The following is a 21,558-nucleotide window of genomic DNA, read 5'->3' as shown; positions in this document are numbered from 1 at the left end:
GTCGATGCTGAACATCGAGACCAAAAACGTCGGCGAAAGCAAACAACTCCTGGCTGATGAGGTTTTCCACCACATCGGCCAGCAGATCATAGATGGAGTCCTCGAGCCGGGGCATCGCATCCGCGATGTGATCGTCGCCGACGAACTGCACGTGTCGAGAACACCGGTACGAGAGGCGCTGCAACGCCTCGAACGACTCGGCTTGGTGACGATGTACCCGAGCCGATACACCGAAGTGACCATGGTCACCCCGGAGATCGTTCGCGAGACGCTGGAGTTCGCGGGATATCAGGCGGGGGTGTCCGCACGACTCGGCGTCCCGCGCCTGACCGCCTCGGAGCGGGAGTACCTGGCGGGCCTCGTCGAGCAGATGTACACCTCTCTCGATGACGGTCCCGTGACGTCGGAGCGGCGCTGGGCGGTGTTCTCGTATCTCAGCAATCGCAGCCAGAACTCCCAGCACGCCGGACTCGTGACCGATTCGAGCATCGCCGTGTTCCGCAACCTGCGCGGCTGGGTCGTGCCGGTAGAGGACCGCGCGCGAATGCGTCAGGTCTACGCCGACTTCCGCGATGCGGTGCTGCGCGGCGACGGCGACGACGCGGAGCGTCACGCCCGCGCCATGCACTACGTGTGACGAGTCAGTCGGCGGCTCGCCAGCCGGTCACCCAGCGATCGAGCCGCCGATAGGCCTCTTCTCGCGCGCCGTGCGCGGAGAGGAACACGTCGTGCAGAGCACCGTCGATCCGCTCGACGGTGACCGAGGGACCGAGACGCAGCGCCGCACGCGCGATGTCGTCGACCACCAGCACGGTGTCGGCCCGCGTGAGATCGTCCGACCAGCGGGCCGGTGCCGCGAACCGCGCCGAGAGCAGCACGCACACCGGCGCCGTGATGGCGAGACCGGCGGCGACGGTGCGGTGTCCCGAGAGGATCGCGTGCAACCAGCCGGCGTGCACCGCCATGGTCTGCGCGGGGCGCCACCGCAGATCGATGCCCATCGGATCGTCGGGGTCCGCCACCTCTTGCTGCGCACGCGTGTAGAACCCGAGATCGACCTGCGGGGCGACATCCAGCGGCCGCAGGCGTGCCTGCAGTTCCACCATGGGCGCGAGCGCGGCGCGGGCGGACGCCACCTGGAACTCCAGCCAGGGACTGTTCAGGATGACGGCATCCGCCGCTCCCGGATGCCGTGACGCCCACAGGCTCAGCGTCAGCCCGCCCGTGGAATGGCCCAGCAGCACCAGACGTCGGGCGGATGCCTCGCCGTCGTCTCCCTGACCCATGGCGTCGAGCGCGGCGGCGATGTCTTCGTCATAGGTCGCGAGATCGGTGATGTAGCCGGGCGTCTGTCCGTCGCGCAGGCTGCGACCGTACTTGCGCAGGTCGAGGGCGAAGAAGCGGGCGCCCCGCGCCGTCCAGAACCGCGCGAGTCGCTTCTGGAAGAAGTAGTCCGACCAGCCGTGCACGTAGAGCACGTCGACGTCGTGGAGTTCGGGAACCCACCCGCGCACGCGGTCCCACCAGCCGATCTCCTCGGGCAGCGCACGCACGAGGGTCGCCACGACCGGCCCCTGATCGTCGTCGGCGAGTTCGAGTGTCAGCTGCTCGAACTCGTCACCGAGGACATCCGGGATCCACTCGGTCCCACTCGTCCCGGCCCCGCCTGCAGCAGCCCCGCCCTCAACAGCTCCACCCTCAACAGCCATGCCGCCAGGCTAGCCGAGGCCCCGGGTTCTGCCCCGGCGCCTACCCGGCGGTGAGACTCTCCACGATCTGCGCCGCGAGCGGCCCGAGGTCCGGTGCGCCCTCACCGTCGAACGTCGTCAGGCGGATCCAGTCGGCGCCCACCTTCAGATCGAGGACGGGCCGATCGTACGAATCGACGCTCGTCCGTGCCGCTGCCGCCCCATCGACCTCGATGGGCGTCGCCTCGTCGATCCGATCGAACGCCCACGCGCCCGCCGGCAGGGCGGTGACCGTGAGGTAGTTCTGATCTCGGTAGATGTCCTGCCCCGCTGCGTACAGGCAGTACGGAGAACCGTTGGCGACGAAGTACACCTCCGCGGGAATGCTCCATCCGCCCAGCACCGACAGCTCGACGAGCTCGATATTCGTGGCCAGCTGCTCTCCGAGCGCCTCGGGCGACAGCAGCGTCGCACAGTCGATTCCCGTGATCGCGCTCGGGACGTCGGTCACGTCGTGCAGCGAATCCGCCGCCGAAGACGCCAGTGACGTCAGCTCCGTCTCGACGCGCGGGCCGTCGGCTTCGGTGAATCCCGACGCCGCGATCGAAGCGCTGAGCAACACGTCGCCGAACTGGAGGTCGGCGAAGCATCCGTAGTCGGTGCAGCGTGCTCCGACAGTCGCATCCGCTCCCTGCGCGATCGCGCCGTCGAGGAGCACCTGCGCGCCCGGCACGATCGTCACCGTCCAGTTGCGGTCCTGCCCGCCAGACGAACAGGCGATCCCGTTCGCGCGCTGCATCATGTACTGCGCCGGCCCGGGATACCAACTGGGCGACGACACGAGGCTCAACCGCTCCTCGACAGGCCCATCGGTCTCACCCACGAGTGCGGACATCACGGCGGCCACATCGGCGCACGTCACATCGAACGCGGCCTCCGGGGCGCCCGCGGGATCTGCCGTCGGGGTCGCCGACGGCGTCGGATCGGTCACCGCAGTGGGCGTGGGCGTCGGTTCGGGTTCCGGGGCGCACCCGGCGACCGAGAGCGCGACGACGGCGGCGGCGATGACGACGGACACGGAACGGAGGCGCATGCCCTCAGCCTAGGAGCGTGGCCTGCGGCACACCGGGAGCCCCGCGCAACGATCGGGTGACGGCGCTCGTCGAGAGCCTCACCCGAACGTCGTCACTCCCCGCGGGAGACGCGCACCATCTCGTCGCGCGGAACGACCTTCACGCGCGCACGCTCATGCGGGGCACCCAGCGCGACTTCGTGCTCGTCGAGACGGTGCCAGCCGTCGAGGTCGGTCCACTTCACGTCACGCTCCTGCAGCAGAGCCGGGATCGCCTCTTCCGAGGGGTCTTCCGGATGCCACCAGGAACCCTGGTCGTTGATGATGTGACGCACGGTCTCCATCGCGTCGGACTTGGTGTGACCGATGAGGCCGACCGGGCCGCGCTTGATCCATCCGGTGGCGTAGATGCCCGAGACCTGGTGGTTCGAGTCCTTCTCGAGCACCTGACCCTCGCGGTTCGGGATGACGCCGTGCTTCTTGTCGAACGGCACATCCGGCAGCGGGGAGCCGAAGTAGCCGATCGCGCGGTAGATGGCCTGGATCGGCAGCTCGCGCATCTCGCCCGTCCCCACGGCGCCGCCCTGCCCATCGGGCTGCGTGCGCTCGTAGACGATCGCCGCCACGCGACCGTTCTCGTCTTTGCGCACCTCGACCGGGCGCGCCCAGAAGTGCAGGTGCAGGCGACGCGAAGCCGTGCCGCCTGCGTTGTTGACCGAATCGCGCTTGCGCCACGACTGCAGGATGCGGTCGATGACCATGACCTGCTTGTTGCTGGCGACAGCATCCTTCGACGCCTCGTCGTAATCGAAGTCCTCGTCGTAGACGACCATGTCGACATCGCGGAGCTCACCGAGCTCACGCAGTTCGAGCGGTGTGAACTTCACCTGGGCCGGCCCGCGGCGCCCGAAGACGTGCACGTCGGTGACGGCGCTGGCCTTCATTCCCTCGTACACGTTCTCGGGAACCTCGGTGACGAGCAGGTCGTCGGCGTGCTTCGCGAGCATGCGCGAGACGTCGAGCGCGACGTTGCCGTTGCCGATGACCGCGACCGAGGCGGCATCCAGCGGCCACTCGCGCGGCACGTCGGGGTGACCGTCGAACCAGCTGACGTAGTCGGCCGCGCCGTACGAACCGATCGCGTCGACACCGGGGATGTCCATGGAGGTGTCGCGGATGGCGCCGGTGGCGAAGATCACCGCGTTGTAGTGCTTCTTGAGATCTTCGAGAGTGATGTCCTCTCCGAAGCGCACGTTGCCGAACAGACGGATGTCACCGCGGTCGAGCACATCGCGCAGGGCGTTGATGATGCCCTTGATACGCGGGTGGTCGGGCGCGACGCCATAGCGGACCAGACCATACGGTGCCGGCAGCTGCTCGAAGAGATCGATCGACACGTCGAACTTGCGCTCGGCCTTCAGCAGGATGTCGGCCGCGTAGATTCCTGCGGGGCCTGCACCGACGATGGCCAGTCTGAGCTTGGTCATGGAGGTCCTTTCGTATGCCGTCGCGTTCCCGCGCGGCCGCGTCTGTCCGGGCCCGCAGCTGTCTCAGCTGGAGCGTTCGGCGAGAGTCTCGGCGAAGCGCGTGAGCGCCTCGCGCACGGTGCCTCGCGGCAGCGGAGCGAGCGCGTCGATCGCGTCCTGCGTCCACCGGAGCGCAAGGTCGAGCGTCTGCTTCGTGGCATCGTGATCGCGCAGCTCGGCCAGCGGGCCGTCGAGGATCGCCGGGTCGGCGCCGTCGGCGATGAGCGCGACACCCTCGTCGATGCGGGCGGCGAGACCTGTGGCGTCGGCCTCGGTGCGTGCCTTCAGCAGCAGGTACGGCATGGTCGGAACCCCGGCGCGCAGATCGGTGCCGGGCACCTTTCCGGTGTCTTCGGGCTTCGCCGACAGGTCGATCACGTCGTCGAGGAGCTGGAAGGCGACGCCGATCTTCTCGCCGTAGACGCGCAGCGGCTCTTCGTACTCGGACGGAGCGTTCGAGAAGATCACACCGCCCTGCGTGGCCGCGGCGATCAGCGAGCCGGTCTTGTCGGCGAGCACCTGGATGTAGAACGCGATCGGGTCGTCGTCGGGCTGCGCACCGAGCGTTTCGTGCATCTGCCCGAGCACGAGTCGCTCGAACGTGTCGGCCTGCAGGCGGATCGCCCGCTCACCGAGGCGCGACATGAGCTGGCTCGCACGGGAGAAGAGAATGTCGCCGGTGAGGATCGCGATGTTGTTGCCCCACACCGCGTGCGCAGCGGGGACCCCGCGGCGGCGGTCGGCACCGTCCATGACGTCGTCGTGGTAGAGCGAGCCGAGATGCGTGATCTCGAGCGCCTTCGCGACATCGATCACCTCGTCGGTGTTGCCGTCGCCGAGCTGAGCGGCGAGGAGCGTGAGAACCGGGCGGATGCGCTTGCCGCCCGCCTCGTAGAGGTAGCGGCTGGCGGCATCGGCGAGCGGGTCGGCGACGCGGACGTCTTCGGCCAATCCGGTCTCGACGAGCTCGAGCCCGTCTTCGATCGCGCGCGCGACGCGCCGCGCAGCCGGGCCGATGAAGACACGGTCGCTGAAACCCAGACGGCTCGCCAGTCGCGAACCCGGGGCAACGGGGCTCGAAGTCACGGTCTCAGCCTACCTTCGTCTCGCAGGGCCATCTGCTCGGCGTTCATCACTCGGGCTTGCGTGCGCGGTGGAGGGCGACGATGCCGAAGGTGAGGTTGCGGTACGCGACGTCTGTCCAGCCCGCGTCGCGGATCCACCCCGAGAGCCGTTTCTGGTCGGGCCAGTCGCGGATCGACTCGTTCAGATAGTCGTAGGCGTCGCCGTTGGTGCCGGCCACGCGAGCCACGCGCGGCAGCACCTGCGCGTTGTAGAACCGGTAGGCACTGCGGAACAGCCCGCCCGGAGGGGTCGAGAACTCGTTGATCACGAGACGCCCGCCGGGCTTCGTCACCCGGAAGAGCTCGCGCAGAGCCTTCTTCGGGTCGTTCACGTTGCGGAGCGCATACGACATGGTCACCGCGTCGAACTCGGCATCGGCGAACGGCAGATCGGTCGCATCGGCCTGCACGAACGACAGGTTGCGCATCGCTCCGTGCCGGCGCTCGCCCTCGGCCAGCATGCCGGGCGAGAAGTCGGCAGCGACCACCTGGGCGCCGCTGCGGGCGAGGGATGCCGACGACGACGCGGTTCCGGCCCCGAGATCGAGGATGCGCTCCCCCGGCTTCGGAGCGACGGCACGTGTGGTGGCCGCGCGCCACAGCACGTCGTTGCCGAAGGTCATCGCCGTGTTGGTGCGGTCGTATCCGGCCGCGACCTGGTCGAACATGCCGCTGACGCGGTCGGGGTCCTTGCCGAGATCGGCGCGATTGGGCTCGTTCGGGGTCACCTGATCAGTGTAGGTGTCCGGTCAGACGTTCGAGGCCCAGCGCCTCGAGCCGGTCGAGCCATGCATCCGCCGTCGCGTCGTCGAACGGGGCCAGCTGCGCCCGCACCCGCCGCTCCAGATCGAGGGTGAGTTCCTCGAGGTGCGCCATCACCTCGGCCGGGTATCCGTAGCGAACGCTGTGCTCGGCCCACTCGTCGCGATCGTCGACCCACGTTCCCCGCTCGCCCTCGACGCGCACAACGTCGAGGTCCATGTCGATGCCCGTCGCGAGGAACGGATCGTCGGTCCAGCGCACGTCCCATCCGAGATCGATGTAGACGCGCACCTGCTTCGGATGCGCGCGGTTCACCGTGAGGGCGAAATCCGTCTGACGCGGGATGAGCGTGACGTTGGGCCCCGGGGCGAGGAACTCCCGGCCGGGCCGCTCGCTGCGCCATCCCGTGGGCTGCCCCACCCAGTCGCCCCACTCGTCCGCACCGAGATACACGCTCTCGTGACGCCAGTGCGGCGACCCGTCCCACTTGCGCCATTGGATGATCATCTCGCTGCCGGGGGCGGGTCGTGCGTCATTCATGCGCACAGCCTAGGACGACGCGCTGTGCGCCGTGGTGCACCGTGCACGGAGCCCCGACGTAGGCTGGTGCGGTGAGCAGCGCGCTGGTCGTGAAGACCCGAGAGATCGATCCGGTCGAAGACCTTCTGGCTGCCGCTGACCCCGCCCGACCACTGGCCTGGCTGCGTCGCGGAGACGGCATCGTCGCAGTGGGCGAACCGCTGCGCGAACTCCGGGCGAAGGCGGGCTCCCCCTCGCTGCGCAGCGCCGCCCTCGCCACGGCCTGGCGGCGCCTCGCGTCGACCGCGCAGATCGACGACACCGTCGGCCTCCCGGGCACCGGGCTCGTCGCGTTCGGTGCACTCGCCTTCGACGAACGCTCCGCCGCCGACAGTGTGCTCGTGATCCCCTCGCAGGTGATCGGCCGGCACGGCAACCGGTTCTGGCGCACGAGCATCCGCTTCGCCGGGACAGATGCTCCCGCCGACGCTGCGCTCGAAGACCATACCGACGCTGCGCTCGAAGACCATACCGACGCTGCGCTCGAAGACCAGCCCTACGGCCCCCACTGGGCCGGCACCGTCGGCCCGGGCGCGCAGAGCCCGCAGGGCTATCAGGAATCGGTGCGCCAGGCTCTCGGGCGCATCGCCCAGGGCGAGCTGAGCAAGGTCGTGCTGGCGCGCGACCTCACCGGCAGCATCCCCGCAGGGTCGGATCTGCGCCGCCTCGTGCGGGCGCTGTCGAGCGGCTACCCCGACACCTGGGCCTTTGCCGTCGACGGCCTGATCGGCGCGAGCCCCGAGACGCTCGTCACCGTGCACGAGCGCACGGTGACCGCGCGAGTGCTCGCGGGCACCGCGGGCCGTGGAGCCGACGCCGATGCCGACACCGCCGCGTCGAGCGCCCTGGCGTCGAGCCCGAAAGATCTCGACGAGCACCAGTACGCGGTGCAGAGCGTTCTCGCCTCACTGCGCCCGCACACCCGGGCACTGGCGGCGAGCGAGCAGCCGTTCCTGCTCAAGCTCCCGAACCTGTTCCATCTCGCCACCGACGTCGAGGGCGAACTCGCCGAGGGCGAATCGGCGCTCGATCTCATCGGCGCGCTGCATCCGACCGCCGCCGTCGCCGGCACCCCGACGACGATCGCGATCGGCGTGATCCGCGAGCTCGAGCCCTTCGACCGCGGGCGCTACGCGGGCCCCGTCGGGTGGGTCGACGCGGCGGGCAACGGCGAGTGGGCCATCGCGCTGCGCTGCGCGCAGTTCACCGCCACCGACGACGCGATCGCCGTCACCGCGTATGCGGGAGCGGGCATCGTCGCGGGCTCCGATCCCGAATCGGAGCTGCTCGAAACGCGCGTGAAGTTCCGCCCGCTGGTCGACGCGCTCGCCTGAGCGGCCGACAGCAGCCGGGCCGGCTCAGCTCGCCGCGAGGCGCTTCTTCTCGGCCTCGACGTCGAAGTCGGCGAGCGGCCACTGCGGATCGATGTCTTCCAACGCGGCGAGCAGCAGCTCCTGCACGGCGAGGCGCGCGTACCACTTGCGGTTCGCGGGAACCACGTGCCACGGCGCCGCCTCGGTCGAGGTGCGGTCGAAGACCGTCTGGTAGGCCTGCATGTACTCGGGCCAGACGAGGCGTTCGTCGACATCGCCGGGGTTGTACTTCCAGTGCTTGTCGGGCCTCTCGAGGCGTTCCATCAGCCGCGCCTTCTGCTCGTCGGGCGAGATGTGCAGCATGACCTTGACGATGCGGATGCCCGACGCCGCAGCATCCGCCTCGAAGGCGTTGATGGCGCCGTAGCGACGCTCGATCTCATCGGGCTCGGCCAGCGCGCGCACCCGCCCGATCAGCACGTCTTCGTAGTGCGAACGATCGAAGACGCCGATGAATCCCGGGTCGGGAAGGCGCTTCTCGATGCGCCAGAGGAAGTCGTGCGCGCGCTCTTCGGCCGTCGGTGCCTTGAATGCCGCGAGCGACACCCCCTGCGGGTCGACGCCGCCCACCACGTGCCGCACGATGCCGCCCTTGCCCGCGGAGTCCATGGCCTGCAGCACCAGCAGCACGGCATCTTTCGCGATGCCGGTGCGGCTCTCGGCGAAGAGCCGTTCCTGCAGGGTGTTCAGTGCGACGAGACCTTCGGTGAGGTCGCGGACGCCGTCAGCCTTGTGCCCGTGATACCCGGGTGTGCTGTCGGGGTCGACGTCGGCGAGACGGAATCCTTCGCCGACGCGGAGGGCCTCGGTCCACTGGTGCGCGTTCATGTGCTCATCCTGCCCACTCGCGGCCCGTTGTGCACGCATTCGCGCCGGTCAGCGTGCGAGAGGGACTTCGATCAGCTGCCGCCCACCGATCGATCGGGTGAGCACCTGCTCGAGCGCGGCGCGCGTGGTGACGCGCTGGTACTCCCAGCCGTAGGCGAGGGCGAGCTGCTCGAGACGTACCGAGTGCGGCGTGTAGAAGGCCCGGTCGAGATCGGCGGCGGGGGCCGTTCCCGCGACCTCGAGCCCGTCGAAGATCGTGCCGCCGCCGTCGTTGCCGACGATCACCTGCAGCCGGGGTTCGGTCTCGTCGGGAGGCAGCAGCAGCGCCCCGACGTCGTGCAGGAAGGCGAGGTCGCCCAGGAGCACGCGGGTGACGCCCGGGGATCCGTCGGCCTGACTCGCCACGGCGATGCCGATGGCGGTGGCGATCGTGCCGTCGATGCCCGCGAGCCCGCGATTGGCGTGCACCGGCACCTTCTTGCCGCCGAGCACCCCGTCAGCCACGCGCACGAGGCGCGACGAACCGAACATCAGGCGGTCGTGCGGCCAGGTGGCCCGCCACACCGCGTCGACCAGGAGCTGGCGGTCGAGGGTGCGTCGCACGGCGCTGAGTTCGACCTTGATCGCATCGCGGCGGGTGGCGAAGTCGGTCGACGCGAGCGCCTCAGTGTCGGGCGCCCGCTCGCTGAGGTCGATGGCCTCGGCGGCGGATGCTTCGAGCCAGGCACCGAGCCAGGCGCGATCGGGCGCGCCCTCGGCGACGGTGACGGATGCCGCGGCGCGCGTGCGGTGGTTGAGATCGAGGTCTTCACCCCCGCGGCGAACGGCGATCACATCGACGTCGGTCCGCGCGAGCAACGCGGCGACCTCGCGGCTGAGCGTCGGATGCCCGAACACGACGGCGCGCTCGACCGCGCCGCCCAGCTCATCGCGGCGCAGCAGCGCGCGATAGCCGTGCACGAGGTGGCGGCCGAACCGCGCCCCCGAGACGATCTCGGCGATGAGCGGCCAGGAACCCTCGTGCGCGAGCTCTTCGGCGGCGGGGCCGGCATCGGCTCCCGCGATCACGACGGTGCGCGGTCCCCGATCGAGAAGAAGAGGGGCGCCCGGCACGGGCAGCGGCGCATCGCCGCGGGCGATCGCGAGGGCGGGCGGCTCTCCGGACAGCGGCTCGCGGAACGGCAGGTTCAGGTGCACGGGCCCTGCGACGCCGGCGTGGCCGTGTGGAGCATCCGCGCCCATCGCGATCTCGACCGCCCGCAGCGCGAGACCCGTCCAGTCGCCCTCACCGGGCACCGGGGCGTCGATCTGCTCGCGCGCCCACGGCGCGAACATGCCGGGCTGCGTGGTGGCCTGGTTCGCACCGATGCCACGCAGCTCGGGTGGGCGATCGGCTGTCAGCAGCAGCAGCGGCACCCCCGAGTGGAAGGCCTCCATGGCGGCCGGCAGCAGGTTCGCGGCCGCCGTGCCGGAGGTGCACACCACCGCGGCGGGAACTCCGGTCTCGCGGGCGAGGCCGAGAGCGGTGAATCCGGCGACGCGCTCGTCGATGCGCACGTGCACGCGCAGGTCGCCCGTGGCCGCGAGGCGCACCGCGGCGAGCGCGAGAGCCTGCGAACGCGAACCGGGTGAGAGCACGAGGTCGCGCACGCCGTGCGCGATCAGGTCAGCGAGGAAGGATGCCGCGGCATCCGACGCCGGTGACGAGGTCACGGGCGGGGCTCGGGCGTGGCCCCGGGGTTCGGTCCTTCATCGGTCTCGTCGTCGAGGCGCGCGAGTTCTTCTTCGAGCCGGGCGATGCGGGCATCCTGCTCGGTCTTGCTGATGCCGCGCAGGAACACGGGGTCGTCGTCGGGGTGGACCTGAGGGGTCGGCCCCGGGTCGCCCGCGCGCCGCCGGCCGATCGCGAACCAGAGGATGCCGCCGATGACGGGGAGCAGCACGACGATGAGGATCCAGATGCCCTTGCGCACGCCGCGGTGCCGCGTCGCCGGCTGCAGAGCGCAGTCGACGATGCTGAACACCCAGAATGCGGCGGCAAGGACGCCGCCGATGAGCAGGAATCTCGTCACCCCTTCAGTCTATGCGGGTCGGCCGACACCCGGCCGGTCGAGCACAGAGGACGGATTGCTAGACTGCCCGCACCATGCTGCCTTCCGCGTCGAGACTCCCCTCGCGAGTGCGGCCCGAACGGATGCTGATGGCGAAGGTCATCACGGCCGTCGGCCTCGCTCTCCTGCTGGTCGTGGGGGCATGGTCGAACTCGCACGGCGAGGCCGATGTGCATGCGTCGCTGTGCCTTGCGCCGGGCGTCTCCGCCGCCGACGCCGGAGCGGGCACCGGTCACCACGACGAGGTCACCGCCGTCGACGTGCTCACATCGGATGCCGCCGTCGGCGGTTTCGCGGTGCTGTGGTTCTTCGCACTCCTGCTGCTGTTCGTGCGGATGCTGCGGCGCGATCGCGGCATCCTGCTCCCCCGCCTTCCGCTCACCGCGCAGACTCCCCGCGCCGGGCCCTCGCCCGCGCACAGCTTTCTCTCCCTCACCGAGCTCTCCGTCTTCCGCACCTGAGACGACGACGCGTCGATCGAGCCGCTCCGCGCGGCATCCCTCCCGTTTGTCGTACCCCTGTGTCTGGAGACCCCATGAAAACCTCTGTCAAGGCGACCCTGATCGCCATCGCCGTCGCCGTCGTGCTGCTGGTCGTCGGCATCGTCTTCGCCCTCACCCAACGGGCGCCCGCCCCCGATGTCGCCGACGACGGCTCGCTGCAGACCGTGCGCCCCGATTCGCACGTGCTCGACGAGGGCGGGGCGGATGCCGTGACCGTCGTCGAGTTCCTCGACTTCGAATGCGAGGCGTGCGGCGCGTTCTACCCGATCGTGGAAGACCTGCGCGCGCAGTTCTCGGGCGACATCACCTACGTCGTGCGGTACTTCCCGCTGCCCGGGCACGTGAACTCCACGCAGGCGGCGTTGGCGGCCGAGGCAGCCGCGCAGCAGGACCGCTTCGAGGACATGTACCACCGCCTGCTCGGCGCGCAGACGGAGTGGAGTCACTCCGACGTCGAGACGCCCGAGGTCTTCCGCACTTTCGCCGAGGAGCTCGGGCTCGACATGGCCGCCTACGACGCCGCGATCGCCGACCCCGCCACTCTCGCGCGCATCGAGGCGGACAAGAAGGACGGCGAGGCGCTCGGCATCACGAGCACGCCGTCGTTCTTCGTCGACGGCGTGTACGTGCAGCTCGAGAAATGGGACGACGTCGAAGAGGCCATCGCGAAGGCTGTGAACGGCTGATCCCCGCGGGGCGGGCGCGAAGAACAGGAAGACCTGGGCCGCGCCGCTCGCTACGCTGAGCGCATGCAGGCAGAGCGAACGGATACGCCACACTCCGTGCCCCACCCCGTGCTCGCCGTCGCACGGCGGATGCCGGCGACGCTGACCTTCATCGGGATCATCCTCGTCGTCGGGGTCATCTGGCAGGGGCTGTGGACCCCGTTCGAAGACACCGCGCTGTTCAAGACCGTCGCCTACGGACTCCCCCAGTTCACCGACGGCAAGTGGTGGACGCCGATCACCGGCACGTTCTTCGTCAACCAGCCGTGGGTCTACATCTTCACCATTTCGGGCTTCTGGGGCATGGGCTACCTCGAGTACCGGCGCGGCTCGCGGGTGGCCCTCGCCTATTACGCGATCGGCCAGCTGTTCGCCATCTTCGCCACCGCGCTCGTGCTGCTGCTGTTCTCGCAGGTTCCGTGGGCGTGGGCGACCGCGCAGGCGCAGGCGCTCGACGTCGGAGCATCCGGTGGGACCATGGCCTGCATCGCCGCCGCCGTCGGTCTGTTCCGTCCGCCCTGGCGGGTGCGCGGCTGGTTGATCCTGCTGGGATTCGTGTTCGTCGCGATGTTGTTCTGGGGCAAGCTCGCCGATCTCGAGCATCTGCTCGCCGTGCTGCTGATCCTCGTCGTCGATCGCACCCTGCGCGTGCGGCACACCACCGTGCGCGAACAGCGCCTCATCGCCGTGATGGCGGTGCTCGTGCTCGGCGCGGTCGAGATCATCACCGTGCTCGTACCGACCGACGGACCCTTCGGACCGACGGAACCGGCATCCGGCGGATTCATCGACCTGGCGATCGACGTCGTCGTGATCCTCGTGCTCGTCAACGGCCTGCGCCGCGGACGCCGCTGGACCTGGGTGATCGCCCTGCTGCTGGGCATCTTCAACGTGCTGGTCGCCGCCCTCGTGCTGGCGCTCATCATCCTCACCAGCCAGGCCGAGCTCGACATCCGCTGGGACGGCGAGACCGAACTCGCCCTCGCCAACGGATTCCTCTGGCTGGTCGTGCTCATCTACCTGGTGTGGGTGCGGCGCGCGTTCCGCGCGAAGCGCCGCTCGCCCCTCGGCATCTCACCCGCTCCGACCGTCGACGACGTCAAGGCCGAGTTGCGCACGCACGGCGGCGGGACGCTGTCGTGGATGACGACGTGGGACGGCAACAGCTACGCCCGCGTGCCCGGCGGGGTCGTGGCGTATCAGCGACGCAACGGGGTCGCGCTGGCGCTGGCGGACCCGATCGGACCAGCGGATGCTCGGGCCGAGGCCGTCACCGGATTCATCGCCGCGGCCGAGCACGCGGGCCTCGTACCGTGCTTCTTCAGCGCCGACGCCGCGACGCTCGCCGCCGTGCCGTCGTCGTGGCGGAGCATCGTGGTCGCCGATGACACGATCGTCGACCTGCCGGGACTCGAGTTCACCGGAAAGCGATGGAACTCGGTGCGCACCTCGCTCAACCGCGCCGGTCGCGAAGACATGACGTTCCGGATGACCCGCCTCGGCGACGAGTCGTGGGGCGTGAAGCAGCAGCTGCGTGCGATCTCGGAGGCGTGGGTCGGCGACAAAGACCTGCCGGAGATGCGCTTCACGCTCGGCACGCTCGACGAGGCCGAAGACCCCGAGGTGCGGCTCGCCCTCGCCCTCGCTCCCAACGGCGACGTCGACGGATTCCTGTCGTGGCTGCCCGTGTACGGCGACGAGGGCACGGTGCGCGGGTGGACGCTCGATCTCATGCGGCGCCGCGACGGCGGATTCGCGCCGGTGATGGAGTACCTGATCGGGCAGTCCGCGCGGCAGTTCTCCGACGAGGGCGCGCAGATCATGTCGCTCTCGGGTGCGCCCCTCGCCCACGACTACCCGCCGGACGCCGGCATGATCGCCGCGCTGAGCGACCGTCTCGCCGAAGCGCTCGAGCCGGTCTACGGGTTCGGATCGCTGCACCGCTTCAAGCAGAAGTTCCACCCGCGCTACGAGACGATGTACCTGCTGTTCCGCGACGAGAGCGACCTCACCCGCATCGGCGGAGCGCTCACCCGCGCATTCCTACCCGACGCGACGCTGCGGCAGTTCGCCGGCGCCGGGCTCGAGCTCGTGCGCGGCGGGAAGGACCGAGACGCGAGAAGACGCGGGCCGAGAATCGGCCCGCGTCTTCTGACGTCAGGGGTGCGAGGGCTCAGGCCCGGAAGAACGGGATGGCGAGCGCCGGGCGATGCACGACGCGATCGGAGACCACCGTGCCGCGGATCACCGTCACCAGCCAGTAGATGCCGATACCGAAGAGCAGGATCACCGGCACTCCGAAGAACCAGGCGGGAGAGTCGTCGCTGTAGCTGCCGTAGGAGTCGTACGCGCTGTAGGAGGGGCGAGACGTCCCGACCCCGATCATGATGAGCAGCGCGACGAGCACGATCAGGTAGAGCAGGTAGCTCATGGCCCAGTTCGCCGCCCACCGGGCGTTCTCCCGCACGATTCCGTGGGGTGAACTCTGCGCCGAGTTCCTCTGCACGAGCGCGACGATCGCGACGACCAGCGCACCCACGTACGGGATGTAGACCATGAACTGCAGCGCCCAGAACTTACGACCGCTGGGCGGTGCGAACCCGTACGGGGCGTAACCGTACGGCGCCTGTGCCGGGTAGCCGGGGGCCTGGGGGTAACCGGCCGGAGCCTGGGGGTAACCGGCCGGAGCCTGCGGGTAACCGGCCGGGGCCTGCGGGTAACCGGCCGGGGCCTGCGGGTTCCCGTACGCGCCCTGCGCGTTCGGCTGCGGGTAGCCTGCGGGAGCCGACGGTGCGGGGTAGCCGTTCGCCGCGGGGGCCTGGTACCCACCCTGGGCGGGAGGAACCGGGTACGCGCCCTGAGCGGGCGGAGCCTGATACCCACTGGGCACCTCGGGCGGCAGAGGCGGCTGGACGGCGTCGTTCGCATCGGTCATTGTGACTCCTCCGGTCGGGACCGCTCCCCCTGAGCGGACCAGCGACCATCTTGTCATGCCTCCGAGCGCCGCACCGCCGCGCTCAGTTGTCGCGCGGCCGCTGACGCAGCTGCTTCACATCGGTACGACGCTGCTTGGCCTTAAGCCGCCGCTCCTTCGAACCGCGGCTCGGTTTCGTCGCCCGGCGCGACGGTGCCGGCGGTCGCAGCGCATCGGCGACAAGGCCCGCGAGGCGCTCGCGCGCCGCCTCGCGGTTGCGCAGCTGCGCCCGATGCTCGGAGGCCGCGATCGTCAGCACACCGTTCACCAACCGGACACCCATTTGCTCCATCAGCCGCTCGCGCTGCACCGATGAAAGAGCGGCGGAGTTTGCGGCATCCCACACCAACTCCACACGGGAGTCGGCGGTGTTCACGCCCTGCCCGCCCGGTCCCGACGACCGCGAGAATCGCCACGACAGCTCGGACTCGGGGATCGTGATCCCCGAGGTCACCCGAAGACCGGGACGATGAGCGGCAGGCATGCCTCCATCATGCCCCGGTCAGCGCGAGCGGGGCATCCGTCGTGGTGTCGGCCGACTCCTTCTTGGCCGTGTTGGCGATGTGCGCTCGGGCAACGACGATCACCGCGACGACCATGAGGGCGGCGCCGAGCCAGTAGGGAGCGGCGTGGCTGACCAGGGCGTAGAGGGCACCGGCGATGAGGGGGGCGGCGGTGCCCATCGCGGCGTTGAGCGACTGCGTAGCCCCACCGAGCCAGCCCTGCTCGTCGTCGCCGACCGCATTCGACATGGCACCGTCTATCGCGGCCGTCGATGCGCCCTGACCTGCAGCGAGCATGAGCGCACCCACGATGAACACCCACGGCTGGGCGAAGACCGAGGCGACCACGGCGAGGCCGATGAGCCCGATCATCTGCGCCACGATGCCGCTGATGATCACACCGCGCTCGCCGATGCGCGGAAGCAGGATGCCCAGCAGCACGCCCTGGATGACGATGTCGATGATGCCGACGCCGGCCGTGAGCAGACCGATCTGCGTCGGTCCCCATTGGATGGCATCGAGTGCCAGCACGCTGAAGTTGTTGACGAAGAATCCGAACGGCAGGGCGAGAAGACCGAAGGCGATCAGCAGGCCCCGCAGCTCCTTGCGACCGAAGGCGTTCTTGAACACGGCGAACGGTTGGATGTCGCGCACGGCGATCTTCTCGATGCGGTTCTCGGGCTTGAGGCTCTCAGGGAGCAGGAAGATGCTGAGGATCGCGATCGTGAGACCGACGGCCGCGGTGAGGAAGACCGGCAGTTGCAGGCTGATCGCGGCGAGCAGACCGCCGATGGCCGGTCCGACCATCATGCCGATGCCGGAGAGCGCACCGAGCAGGCCGAAGCGTCGCGCACGCTGCTCGGGCGGGGTGATGTCGGCGAGGTAGGCGAAGAGGGCCGGCATGTCCCCGGCGGTGAGGCCCTGGATGACGCGGGCGAGCACGAGCACCCAGAGGGCTCCGCCGATACCGAACAGCGCCATCGAGAACGCCGCGCCGAACGCCGCCGCGATGATCACGGGGCGACGGCCGAAGCGATCGGAGAGCCGGCCGAGGAAGGGGGCCACGAGGAACGCGCAGAGGCCGTTGATCGCCTCGAGGATGCCGACCCAGATGGCGAGGTCCTTCTCTTCGGAGACGTACTGCAGCACGACGAAAGGCAGAACCGGGAGGACGACCGTCATGCCGATGACGGTCAGCATCGTCAAGACGATGAGCATGATCCAGGCGCGGTTCAGGCCGCGCACCGAGGTAATGGGTGAAGTCATACCGAAAGTGTATCCATACCAGTTTTGGTGTCAAGCCAGTTTTGTATCGAGTTCACGGTAAGCTGTTCGCATGGCGGATACGGAACCCCTCGGACGGCGCGAGCGCAAGAAGGCTGCGACCCGCAAAGCGATCTCCGACGTCGCGACGATGATGTTCCTCGAGCGCGGCTTCGACAACGTGAGCATCCGCGAGGTGGCCGATGCCGCCGACGTCTCGCCCACGACGGTCTTCGCGCACTTCCCGCAGAAGGAGGCGCTCGTCTTCGACGAAGACGACGAGCAGCGCGACCGCCTCGTCGGGGCTGTGCGCGAGCGGCCGGCGGGCGTCACGATCAATCAGGCGATCCACGACTTCTACGCCGCCGAGATCAGAGCCAACGTCGATGAACACGGCAACGACGTCACCCGCATCTTCATCCGCTTCCTCAATGAGACGCCGGCGCTGAGCGACTACGCGGCCAAGATGTGGCTGCGTCACGAAGACGCCCTGTCCGAGGCGATCGCCGACGAGCTCGGGCTGGTCGAGCCGACCGCCGAGATCCGCGTGTACTCCCGCTTCGTGCTGCAGCTGCAACTGCTCGTCAACGACAACGACGATCAGCTCGCCACGCTCGAAGCCGGGTTCGTCGTGCTCGACGGCGGGTGGGACCGCATCGAGAAGCGCCTCGCCGTCACCGAAGAGTAAGAGTGGACGCGACGGCGGGAGTCGAACCCGCAACGCCGTCAGATATGAGCTGAGGCCCGGGACCGCCCGGATCGCCGCGATGGGGATGACGTTACCCGGCCGTGATCGGCAAAGCGAGGAAATTCCTCGCAGTGACACCTCGTGTCGCCGGATGACGGCATCCGCCCCGATATGTCGGAGCGGATGCCTCACCGCCGGATCGAGTCCCGATGCGGACTGGGTTCGAGCGTGAAGTCGGTCGAGGCGTCGGCCCAGGTGCGGCCACCGATCGGGCCACCGCGCTGACGCAGCGCGAGCATCCGTGTCGCCGGCACGCCGACCGCCAGCGCCACGGCTCCGCTCAGCGAACGGTCTTCCCGACCCAGCACGCTCGCCCGGTGCCACGCCTCGTGCAGCCGCCCGCCGCGGGGAGCCGGCACCCGGCGCGCGGGCAGACCGCCCGCCCGGCGCAGTGCGACGAGCTCTTCGACCCGATCCCACCAGGTCGACTCGCGGGCGGGATGGAAGTAGTTGTCGCGCAGCCAGTCGGGGTGCGGCTGACGGAAGCGACCCGCGACGACCTCGCGTCCGCCGCCCAGCAGTCCCGACCCGACGAACACCGTGTTGAGCAGCGGCTTGGTGACCCCGAACGAATCGAGCGCGATCACCGGAACCCCCAGCGCGACCGCTTCGATCGCGGCCGTGGAACTCACCGTCACGAGTCCCGCTGCGGTCTCGAGGGCCTCGGCCATCGACGCGTACGAGACGACGAGGTTGTCGGGGCGGCGATCGCCGAGCAGCTCGGTGTAGGGGTCGTGCTCGAGGTGCGTCTCGACCTCTCCGGGGCGCGAACGCAGCTTCACGACGATGCGCCGCTGCGGGTCGACGTCTGCGGCGCGGATGAGCAGCTCCGCGATCTTCTCGCGCTCGGGGCGACCGATCGGCACCATGGCCTGCGCGGCGAAGACGACATCGGTCGCGCGCGGACGGCTGGCCGCGGGCGCCTGCGGTGCGGGCGGACGCTCGGCGACCGCGACGCTCGCGGCGGCCCCGCCACCCGACGCGCGCTCGGCAGCCGACTCGACAGTGATCCGGCGGGCGCGGTCGGGTGCGAGCATCCGCTCCCGTCCCCGGGCGAACGGCAGGGTCGCGAGGCCGGTGGGCACACTCACGCCGATGCGTCGGCCGAGCTCGGCGAACGCCCGCTGCTCACGGTGCGAGTGGACGACCAGCAGATCGGTGTGACGCCGGTAATCGAGGGCGCCGCGCTGCGCGGGGATCGCCATACCGGGCATGCCCGACACGGTGACGGGACGCTGCGGCAGCGCATCGATCACGCGCCCCATCAGCCGCACGAACGGTCCGCGCCCGGCGAGCAGCACGACGTCGGGCCGCTGCTGCGCCAGCCAACGCTCCGCATCGCGGAAAGCCACGCGCGCGACATCGTCGGGGCGGATGCCGGTGCCCGCGAGCGCCGTGCGCTCCTGCGCCGCACTCGCACTCAGCGGAGTGCGCACCAGCAGCAATCGCGGACGGATGCCGGGCACCGAGGCGAGCAAGGATGCCGCCCACTTCACGAACGAGTCGGCATCGGCGATCGCGATGACGCGGAGGCCCGTGTCGCCTCCCCCGCTCCCCACGCGCGTTGCGCTCATGCCGAGATGCGGCGCAGCTTCGCCATCGGCGCACGCTCGCTGTCGAACACGCGCTTCACGCCGTCGCCGAGAGCCGTCTCGATCACGCGGATGTCGCGCACGAGGTGCTCGAGTCCCGTCGGCTCGAGGGAGGCGGCGTGGTCGGAGCCCCACATGGTGCGGTCGAGCGTGATGTGACGTTCGACCGCGACCGCGCCGATCGCGACCGCGGCGAGCGAGATCTGCAGACCGCGCTCGTGGCCGGAGTATCCGACCGGGATTCCGGCGTAGCGGTCGCGCAGCGTGGCGATGGCGCGGAGGTTGGCCTCTTCGGGTTCGAGCGGGTAGGTGGAGGTGGCGTGCATCAGCACCACCCGGTCGGTGCCGAGCGTGTCGAGGGCTCGGTCGATCTGCGCGATCGTCGACATTCCGGTGGAGAGGATGACGGGCTTGCCGGTCTCGCGCAGAGCGATCAGCAGCTCGGTGTCGGTGAGGCTCGCGGAGGCGACCTTGTGGGCGACGACGTTCAGGTCTTCGAGGAACTCGACGCTGGGAACATCCCACGGCGACGCGAACCAGTCGAGACCCTGCATCGTGGCGTGATCGCCGATCGCGATGTACTCGTCGCGGCCGAACTCGACGCGGCGACGGTAGTCGAGGTAGCTCATGGTGCCCCACGGCGTCTCGCGCGGCACGTCGCGCATGTGCGCCGGCGTGGAGATCTCGGGCGTGCGCTTCTGGAACTTCACCGCGTCGGCCCCGGCCTTCGCCGCGACGTCGATGAGACGCTTCGCGATGTCGACGTCGCCGTTGTGGTTCAGGCCGATCTCTGCGATCACATAGGCGGGTCGACCGCCGCCGATCACCCGCGAGCCGATGCTGACAGTCATGGTTCCTCCGGTCGTCGAGCGGTGGAAAAACCCCCGCCCCTCCTGGCTACGCCCCGATCATGAACGGGGAGCGACCGGAGGGTTACCGGAGCCGGTCAGCTCGACAACACCCGTTCGATCAGCTCGCGGACGGCCCCTTTTCCGCCGGTGCGCGACAGCACGACGCGGGCCTCGTCGAGGACGAGCGGATGCGCGTCGGCGACCGCGACCGGCCAGCCGACGATGCGCATCGCCGGCAGATCGTTGACGTCGTTGCCGAGGTACGCGATGTCGTCGAGCGCCACGCCGATCTCTTCGGCCCAGCCCCGTAGCGCCGATTCCTTGTCGTCGATGCCGTGCAGCACCGGGACCCGCAGCTTCTCGGCACGCGCGCGCACGATCGGGTTGACCTCGGTCGAGAGGATGAGCATGGGCAGGCCGGCCTTGCGCAGCAGCGAGACGCCCATGCCGTCTTCGCGACTCACCCGCACCCGCTCGCGCCCGTCGGTGTCGATGATCGCGGTGTCGTCGGTGTGCACCCCGTCGAAATCGGTCACGACGGCTTTCACCACGATGGGTTCGGGCAGATCGTGCACGGCGGCGAGCGCCCGCGCGACGCGCAGCTGGTGCTCGTCGTCGATCTCGATGGCCGTCCACTCGGGAACCTCGGCGATGCGGATGCGCCCGAAGAACCGGTGCCTGCGGGCGCGGAAACCCTCGGCGCCGAACACGTAGAACGCGCCGGTCTCGAGGTGGTGCGGTGCGCGGTCCTGCCGGCGCGGCCGGTGCGCCGCGTCGTGGTTGATCGCCTCGGCGGCGCCACTGCCCTCGCCAACACCGTCATCGCCGGCGCCGTCGCTGCGGCGCCAGAGGAATCCGTAGGTCTCGTGCGCCGAGAACACGCTGTCGGCCTCGCCCGCACGCACCATGCGCACGGCGTCGGCGAGCGCGTCGCTCGGGATGAAGGGCGAGGTCGCCTGCAGGAACGCCACGACGTCGATGTTCTCGCCGCGCCGCTCGAGCTCGTCGAGGGCGTGCAGGATCGCGCTCTCCGACGACGCCTCGTCGCCAGAGATCTCCGCCGGGCGACGGATGACGAGCGCCCCGGCCGCATCGCCCACGGCGGCGATCTCGTCGTCATCGGTCGAGACGACGATCAGATCGATGCCGGCGGATGCCCGGGCGGCCCGGATCGCTCGCGCGACGAGTGCCACCCCTCCGACCCGTTGGAGGTTCTTGCGCGGCACGCCCTTCGATCCGCCGCGCGCGGGAATGATCGCCACGCACCTCGCCGCGGTCGTCGGTTCTGCGTCAGTCACAGCATCCATCGTCACTCATCCTCGTCATCATCGCTGAT

20 protein-coding genes and 1 pseudogene are annotated in these 21,558 nt (G+C 69.7%); 6 read left to right on the top strand and 15 right to left on the bottom strand.

Translation table 11 applies throughout. The features are described from left to right. The first annotated feature begins 4 nt into the window (after window positions 1-4). The gene (locus ACIOSY_RS08890) at window positions 5-637 is read left to right on the top strand and encodes a GntR family transcriptional regulator (protein WP_400852241.1); all 633 of its coding nucleotides are present in this window, start codon (window positions 5-7) and stop codon (window positions 635-637) included. 4 nt (window positions 638-641) lie between these two features. Here the strand turns inward: ACIOSY_RS08890 and ACIOSY_RS08885 are convergent, their stop codons facing one another. The 6 genes from ACIOSY_RS08885 to ACIOSY_RS08860 all read right to left on the bottom strand — a co-directional run bounded on the left by ACIOSY_RS08885 (window position 642) and on the right by ACIOSY_RS08860 (window position 6,712). Beyond that, window positions 642-1,709 (bottom strand): alpha/beta hydrolase, encoded by a 1,068-nt coding sequence (locus ACIOSY_RS08885; RefSeq protein ID WP_400852238.1) that lies wholly within the window; start codon window positions 1,707-1,709, stop codon window positions 642-644. A gap of 40 nt (window positions 1,710-1,749) precedes the next feature. Next, window positions 1,750-2,781, bottom strand: coding sequence for a hypothetical protein (locus tag ACIOSY_RS08880; RefSeq protein ID WP_400852235.1), 1,032 nt, complete (start codon window positions 2,779-2,781; stop codon window positions 1,750-1,752). 92 nt (window positions 2,782-2,873) lie between these two features. Beyond that, window positions 2,874-4,247 carry an FAD-dependent oxidoreductase gene (locus tag ACIOSY_RS08875; protein ID WP_400852232.1) on the bottom strand — a complete coding sequence of 458 codons (1,374 nt, stop codon included), beginning with the start codon at window positions 4,245-4,247 and terminating at the stop codon, window positions 2,874-2,876. Window positions 4,248-4,310: 63 nt separating this feature from the next. Beyond that, complete coding sequence (locus tag ACIOSY_RS08870) at window positions 4,311-5,372, bottom strand: polyprenyl synthetase family protein (RefSeq protein WP_400852229.1); 1,062 nt, start codon at window positions 5,370-5,372, stop codon at window positions 4,311-4,313. A gap of 46 nt (window positions 5,373-5,418) precedes the next feature. Further along, window positions 5,419-6,138, bottom strand: coding sequence for a class I SAM-dependent methyltransferase (locus ACIOSY_RS08865; RefSeq protein WP_400852226.1), 720 nt, complete (start codon window positions 6,136-6,138; stop codon window positions 5,419-5,421). Between the two features lie 4 nt (window positions 6,139-6,142). After that, on the bottom strand, window positions 6,143-6,712 hold the full coding sequence (locus ACIOSY_RS08860; protein WP_400852223.1) for a hypothetical protein: 570 nt from the start codon (window positions 6,710-6,712) through the stop codon (window positions 6,143-6,145). A 71-nt stretch (window positions 6,713-6,783) separates the two neighbouring features. Between ACIOSY_RS08860 and ACIOSY_RS08855 the strand changes: the two genes are divergently transcribed. Next, a complete protein-coding gene (locus ACIOSY_RS08855; RefSeq protein WP_400852220.1) occupies window positions 6,784-8,085 on the top strand; it encodes an isochorismate synthase MenF in 1,302 nt (433 codons plus the stop codon). 24 nt (window positions 8,086-8,109) lie between these two features. Here the strand turns inward: ACIOSY_RS08855 and ACIOSY_RS08850 are convergent, their stop codons facing one another. From ACIOSY_RS08850 to ACIOSY_RS08840, 3 genes are read right to left on the bottom strand one after another with little or no spacing between them, the layout of a single operon-like run. Continuing rightward, a complete protein-coding gene (locus tag ACIOSY_RS08850) occupies window positions 8,110-8,952 on the bottom strand; it encodes a PPK2 family polyphosphate kinase (protein ID WP_400852217.1) in 843 nt (280 codons plus the stop codon). 48 nt (window positions 8,953-9,000) lie between these two features. Beyond that, the gene (menD, locus tag ACIOSY_RS08845) at window positions 9,001-10,665 is read right to left on the bottom strand and encodes a 2-succinyl-5-enolpyruvyl-6-hydroxy-3-cyclohexene-1-carboxylic-acid synthase (RefSeq protein WP_400852214.1); all 1,665 of its coding nucleotides are present in this window, start codon (window positions 10,663-10,665) and stop codon (window positions 9,001-9,003) included. Then, a complete protein-coding gene (locus tag ACIOSY_RS08840; protein WP_400852211.1) occupies window positions 10,662-11,024 on the bottom strand; it encodes a PLD nuclease N-terminal domain-containing protein in 363 nt (120 codons plus the stop codon). The genes menD and ACIOSY_RS08840 overlap by 4 nt, the downstream gene beginning before the upstream one ends. A gap of 128 nt (window positions 11,025-11,152) precedes the next feature. Between ACIOSY_RS08840 and ACIOSY_RS08835 the strand changes: the two genes are divergently transcribed. The 3 genes from ACIOSY_RS08835 (at window position 11,153) to ACIOSY_RS08825 (ending at window position 14,679) form a co-directional block, all read left to right on the top strand. After that, on the top strand, window positions 11,153-11,524 hold the full coding sequence (locus ACIOSY_RS08835; protein WP_400852208.1) for a hypothetical protein: 372 nt from the start codon (window positions 11,153-11,155) through the stop codon (window positions 11,522-11,524). A gap of 74 nt (window positions 11,525-11,598) precedes the next feature. Beyond that, window positions 11,599-12,252: a DsbA family protein gene (locus ACIOSY_RS08830; protein WP_400852205.1), complete on the top strand. Its 654-nt coding sequence runs from the start codon at window positions 11,599-11,601 to the stop codon at window positions 12,250-12,252. Window positions 12,253-12,315: 63 nt separating this feature from the next. Then, window positions 12,316-14,679, top strand: a complete 2,364-nt coding sequence (locus tag ACIOSY_RS08825) for a bifunctional lysylphosphatidylglycerol flippase/synthetase MprF (RefSeq protein WP_400852202.1) — start codon at window positions 12,316-12,318, stop codon at window positions 14,677-14,679. A gap of 629 nt (window positions 14,680-15,308) precedes the next feature. Here ACIOSY_RS08825 and arfB read toward each other — a convergent pair. Next, window positions 15,309-15,749, bottom strand: coding sequence for an alternative ribosome rescue aminoacyl-tRNA hydrolase ArfB (arfB, locus tag ACIOSY_RS08820; RefSeq protein WP_400852199.1), 441 nt, complete (start codon window positions 15,747-15,749; stop codon window positions 15,309-15,311). A gap of 7 nt (window positions 15,750-15,756) precedes the next feature. Then, window positions 15,757-17,034: an MFS transporter gene (locus ACIOSY_RS08815; protein ID WP_400852196.1), complete on the bottom strand. Its 1,278-nt coding sequence runs from the start codon at window positions 17,032-17,034 to the stop codon at window positions 15,757-15,759. A 70-nt stretch (window positions 17,035-17,104) separates the two neighbouring features. On the opposite strand from ACIOSY_RS08815, the gene ACIOSY_RS08810 reads away from it, so the two are divergent. After that, the gene (locus tag ACIOSY_RS08810) at window positions 17,105-17,719 is read left to right on the top strand and encodes a TetR/AcrR family transcriptional regulator (protein ID WP_400852193.1); all 615 of its coding nucleotides are present in this window, start codon (window positions 17,105-17,107) and stop codon (window positions 17,717-17,719) included. A gap of 3 nt (window positions 17,720-17,722) precedes the next feature. Here ACIOSY_RS08810 and ACIOSY_RS08805 read toward each other — a convergent pair. The 4 genes and pseudogenes from ACIOSY_RS08805 to ACIOSY_RS08790 form a co-directional block, all read right to left on the bottom strand. Next, window positions 17,723-17,798: pseudogene (locus ACIOSY_RS08805) on the bottom strand. Between the two features lie 109 nt (window positions 17,799-17,907). Continuing rightward, window positions 17,908-19,353: a DUF6716 putative glycosyltransferase gene (locus ACIOSY_RS08800; RefSeq protein WP_400852190.1), complete on the bottom strand. Its 1,446-nt coding sequence runs from the start codon at window positions 19,351-19,353 to the stop codon at window positions 17,908-17,910. Further along, window positions 19,350-20,222, bottom strand: a complete 873-nt coding sequence (locus tag ACIOSY_RS08795; protein ID WP_400852187.1) for an N-acetylneuraminate synthase family protein — start codon at window positions 20,220-20,222, stop codon at window positions 19,350-19,352. Before ACIOSY_RS08795 ends, ACIOSY_RS08800 begins: the two co-directional genes overlap by 4 nt. Window positions 20,223-20,317: 95 nt before the next feature. Beyond that, window positions 20,318-21,529: a cytidylyltransferase domain-containing protein gene (locus tag ACIOSY_RS08790; RefSeq protein WP_400852184.1), complete on the bottom strand. Its 1,212-nt coding sequence runs from the start codon at window positions 21,527-21,529 to the stop codon at window positions 20,318-20,320. Window positions 21,530-21,558: the final 29 nt, after the last annotated feature.

The organism is Microbacterium sp. NPDC087665 (assembly GCF_044743285.1).
Taxonomy (GTDB): Bacteria; Actinomycetota; Actinomycetes; order Actinomycetales; family Microbacteriaceae; genus Microbacterium.
This window is presented reverse-complemented; position numbering and strand designations above follow the sequence as displayed.